5 protein-coding genes are annotated in these 4409 nt (G+C 69.2%); 2 read left to right on the forward strand and 3 right to left on the reverse strand.

Annotated features, from left to right (window positions below; all coding sequences use genetic code 11):
- Positions 1 to 326: bifunctional ornithine acetyltransferase/N-acetylglutamate synthase (locus tag ACE3UY_RS09675; protein ID WP_374687335.1), on the forward strand; the 326-nt coding region annotated here is incomplete at its 5' end.
- A 131-nt stretch (positions 327 to 457) separates the two neighbouring features.
- Entirely contained in the window at positions 458 to 1831 is a 1374-nt protein-coding gene (gene argH / locus ACE3UY_RS09680) for an argininosuccinate lyase (RefSeq protein ID WP_374687336.1), read from the forward strand.
- A 110-nt stretch (positions 1832 to 1941) separates the two neighbouring features.
- Here the strand turns inward: argH and ACE3UY_RS09685 are convergent, their stop codons facing one another.
- The 3 genes from ACE3UY_RS09685 to feoB all read right to left on the reverse strand — a co-directional run.
- Positions 1942 to 2754: a YwiC-like family protein gene (locus tag ACE3UY_RS09685; protein WP_374687337.1), complete on the reverse strand. Its 813-nt coding sequence runs from the start codon at positions 2752 to 2754 to the stop codon at positions 1942 to 1944.
- A 112-nt stretch (positions 2755 to 2866) separates the two neighbouring features.
- A complete protein-coding gene (locus tag ACE3UY_RS09690) occupies positions 2867 to 3127 on the reverse strand; it encodes a FeoC-like transcriptional regulator (protein WP_374687338.1) in 261 nt (86 codons plus the stop codon).
- A partial coding sequence (feoB, locus tag ACE3UY_RS09695; RefSeq protein WP_374687339.1) for a ferrous iron transport protein B occupies positions 3127 to 4409 on the reverse strand: 1283 nt, incomplete at its 5' end. The genes feoB and ACE3UY_RS09690, both read right to left, overlap by 1 nt.

Consider the following 4409-nt stretch of genomic DNA (forward strand, 5'->3'; position numbering starts at 1 on the left):
CCATCGCCACCTCACCGCTGGTCAAGACGGCCTTCGCCGGCGGCGACCCCAACTGGGGGCGCATTCTGGCCGCAGCCGGGCGGGCTGGTGTCCCGCTCGATCAAAGCTGCCTGGCGCTCTGGGTCGGCGCGCCGGGCGCGGAGCCGCTCCAACTGGTGCGCGATGGCACGCCGGCCGGCTTCCGCGAGGAGGAGGCCGCGGCCGTCTTCGCCGCGCCGGAGTTCGCCGTCCGCCTCGACCTCGGCCTGGGCGCGGCCGAGGCCACCGTGTGGACGACCGACCTGACGCATCAGTATGTGACGATTAATGCCGATTATCGGACGTAGGAGCAGAGGGGTGGGGGAGCGGGGGAGTAGGGGAGAATAGAGTCCGCATCCTCAGATGCAGGCGGAGTGGCAGATGGCAAGTTTTCTCCCCCGCTCCCCCGCCCCCCTGCTCCACAAAAGGAGTACTCACAGTGACCAAACTCTGGGGCGGCCGGTTCAGCGGCCAGACGGACGCGCTGGTGCACCGCTACAACGCCAGCATCGGCTTCGATAGTCGGCTCTACGACGAGGACATCACCAGCAGCGCGGCCTGGGCCGAGGCGCTGGCCGATGCCGGGCTGCTGACCGGCGCGGAGCGCGACGACCTGCTGGCCGGCCTGGAACAGGTGCGCGGCGAATTCGCCGCCGGGCTGTTCGCCATCGCCCCGGATGACGAGGACATCCACTCGGCTGTCGAGCGCCGGCTGACGGAGCTGGCCGGCCCCGTCGGCGGCAAGCTCCACACCGGCCGCAGCCGCAACGACCAGGTGGCGACCGACTTCCGGCTGTGGCTGATGCGCGCCTGCGACCGGATCGACGCCCATCTGGCCGAAGTCCAGCGCGCCCTGCTCCACAGCGCGGCGGCAGCGCTCGACCTGCCCATGCCCGGCTACACCCACCTGCAACACGCCCAGCCTGTCACCTGGGGCCATTGGGCGCTGTCGCACTTCTGGCCTCTGGCCCGCGACCGAACGCGGTTGGCGGCGGCCCGGCGGTCGGCCGGCGTCCTGCCGCTGGGCGCGGGAGCGCTGGCCGGCACAGCCTTCCCCATCGACCGGGCGCGGCTGGCCGAGCGGCTGGGCTTCACCGCCATCACACCCAACAGTCTCGATGCCGTCAGCGACCGCGACTTTGCCGCCGAATTCCTCTTCTTCGCCGCCCTGCTGGGCGTCCACCTCAGCCGGCTGTCGGAGCAGCTCATCCTCTTCAGCAGCGCCGAGTTCGGCTTCGTGCGCCTCGATGACGCCTACAGCACCGGCTCCAGCCTGATGCCGCAGAAGAAGAACCCCGACACGCTGGAATTGACCCGGGGCAAGAGCGGCCGGCTCATCGGCCACCTGACCGGCTTCCTGGCGACGCTCAAGGGGCTGCCCTCCTCCTACGACAAGGACTTGCAGGAGGACAAGGAGCCGGTCTTCGACGCCGCCGACACGCTGGAGTTGGCGCTGCCGGTCATGGCCGGGCTGCTGCGCTCGCTAGAGCTGCGGCCGGAGCGCATGGCGGCGCAACTGGAGGCGGGGCTGCTGGCGACGGAACTGGCCGACTACCTGGTGAGGCGCGGCGTGCCCTTCCGCGCGGCCCACCACCTGGCCGGACAAGTGGTACGGCGCGGCGAGGAGCGGGGCGTGCCCCTCACTGAGTTGTCAGTGGAGGAACTACAGGCCATCAGCGGCGAATTCGGCGAGGACGTGGCCGGCGTCCTGAGCATCCCGGCCGCGCTGGCGGCGCGAACCGTCACCGGCGGCACGGCCCCGGCGGCGCTGGCCGCCCAACTGGCCGCCGCCCGGGCGGCGCTCGATAGTTGAGAAGAAGAAGAGGCTCACGCAAAGAGCGCAAAGATCACCAAGAACGCAAAGTAATGCTCTTCTTTGCGTTCTTTTCTTCCTTGGCGCTCTTTGCGTGAGCCTCTTTCTCTTCACTCTAGCCAGTAGCCAAGAGCGACCAGCGCCACCGCCAGCACCCCAAACACCGTCTCTAACACCCCCAACGCCTTCACCGACGACCGCCAGCGCCACGGCGACAGGCCCCACGCGGCCCGCGCCAGCAGGAGGCCCGCCGCCAGCAGGGCCGTCCACGGCAGCCAGCCCGGCCAGACCAGCGCGGCGACCGCGCCCAGCGCCAGGACGTGGGCGGCGAGGGCCGTGGGGATGCTATCGCCCGGCGCGACCGCCTTGCCCTTGTCCAGCCGCAGCCGGGCGCGGATGAACAGCACAGCCGGCGCGGCGCGGGCGGCCATGAAGCCCCACAGGGCCAGGGCCGACGGCCACGCCCAACCGCCGGCGAGGACGATGGCCGCGACGACGGCGGCGAAGGCCACCGGCGCAGCCAGTTCCGCCTGCCAGTAGCGGCCCGGCCGCTGGTCATAGGCGACGAAGACAGCCAGCAGCGGCAGAGCCAGCCCCAACGGCGCGAACGGCCGCAACCCGCCCAGCGCCAGCGCCAGGGCCAGCGCCCCGGCGGCGATGAGGCCATAGATCAGGACGGCGCGCCGGGCCACGGCGGTGCGCTCGTAGGCCCGCCCGCGCCGCCGGTCGTTCCAATAGATCTTGAACGGCCGGTTGAGCAGAAACAGCGCGAACGCCCCCGCCGCCAGCGCCGCCCCCGCCCACGACGGCGCGGCCAGCAGGCCTAACAGAATCGGTTCGGAGACGAGGCTCCAGCTGCCATGTTCCGCCGGCAGGCCCACGCTCCGAAACGAGACCCGCCGCTCCACAGATACGTTGTTCATACGTGAGTAATAAATCCAACACGGATTTGCACGGATAAGACGGATTTTACGGATTGAATCAGAGTTTCAATCCGTTCTTTATCCGTTCAATCCGTGAAAATCCGTGGTTCATTTATTCAACCACAACCAAATAGCTTTTTGGTAAGCGCGCGACAAATGGGCAATTGACCGCGCCGGCGCAGGAGCCGCAGTGGCCCGCGCACGAGCCACAGGCCGCGGCCGCCCCACCGCTGACCGTCAGTCGCCCCTTGCGCACCCAATGATCCAGCATCCCCTCCAGCGCCGCCGGCGCGACGCCCAACTGCCGGCCCAGCTCGGCCAGGCTGATCGGCCCCTCGGCCGTCTCAACCAGACGCAGCAGTTCGCGCAACATCACCCGCCCCCTAACAAGACGCCGGCCCGAAACACCACAAAAGCCATCACCCAGGCGATGACCAGTTGGCCCAGCAGGCTCATCATCGCCCACTTGCCGCCCAACTCGTGCCGCTCGGCGGCGACGGCCGCCATACAGGGCGTGTAGAGCAGGACGAAGACCATGAAGGCCAGCCCGGCCGCGGCGGCGTGGCCGCCGCTGCTCTCGTGGAAGCCGGCGCGAATGGCCGCGGCCAACCCCGGCGTGGCATCATCATCCTCGCGCGTCAGGTCGATGCCCACCAGCCCCGGAATGGCCCGCAACGTGTCGCCCACCGCTTGCGCCAGCGACGCGACGATCTGACGCAGGTCGCCGGCGAAGGAGGGCGCGGCTTCCTCGGCCGCGGCGACTTCCGCGCCGTAGACTTGGGCCAGCGTGCTGACGACGACCTCTTTGGCGACGAGGCCACTGAGCAGCGCCCCGCCCGCCTGCCAGGAGCCGAAACCCAACGGACGTAGGACGGGGCTGATGGCGGCGGAGAGGCGGCCGAAGGCGCTGTACTCGATAGATGGTGGCACAGGATTCTTATCCTGTGCGGCCGGCGAAGACACAGGATAAGAATCCTGTGCCACGGAGACAGGAATAACCGTTAGCAGCCAGATGCCCATCGTCGTCAGCAGAATAAGCGACGCCGCGTGTTGCAGGAAGGCCCGCGTCCGCTGCCACATGTGGAACCAGATGCTGCGCGCGTTGGGCAGGCGGTAGGGCGGCAGTTCCATCACCAGCCCCGGCGCGGCCGTCGCCGGCAGCAGCGTCCGTTGCAGCGCCAGCCCGACGGCGATGGCGATGAGGATGCCCAACACATAAAGCCCCAGGATGACCAGGCTGGCCGCGCCAGGGAAGAAGATGGCCGCGAACAGCACGTAGACCGGCAGCCGCGCCCCGCAACTCATGAACGGCACAAGCAGCCCGGTCAGGATACGGTCGCGCTGGTTGGTCAGCGTGCGCGTGGCGTAGATGGCCGGCACGGAGCAGCCGAAGCCGACCATCAGCGGCAAAAAGCTGCGGCCGTGCAACCCGATGCGGTTCATCAGCCGATCCATAACGAACGCCCCACGCGCCATGTAGCCGGAATCTTCCAGCACGGCCAGGGCAAAGTAGAGCGACAGCAAGACGGGGATGAAAGCCAGCACCCCACCCACGCCCGCCAGCGCGCCATCGATGATCAGCGACTCCACCCAACCGCCGCCCAACCCCAGCGCGCCCAGACCGGCCGCGGCCCAGCGGCTCAGCGGCCCGCTCA

The sequence above is a fragment of the Promineifilum sp. (SeqCode) genome (assembly GCF_041918635.1).
Taxonomy (GTDB): domain Bacteria; phylum Chloroflexota; class Anaerolineae; order Promineifilales; family Promineifilaceae; genus Promineifilum.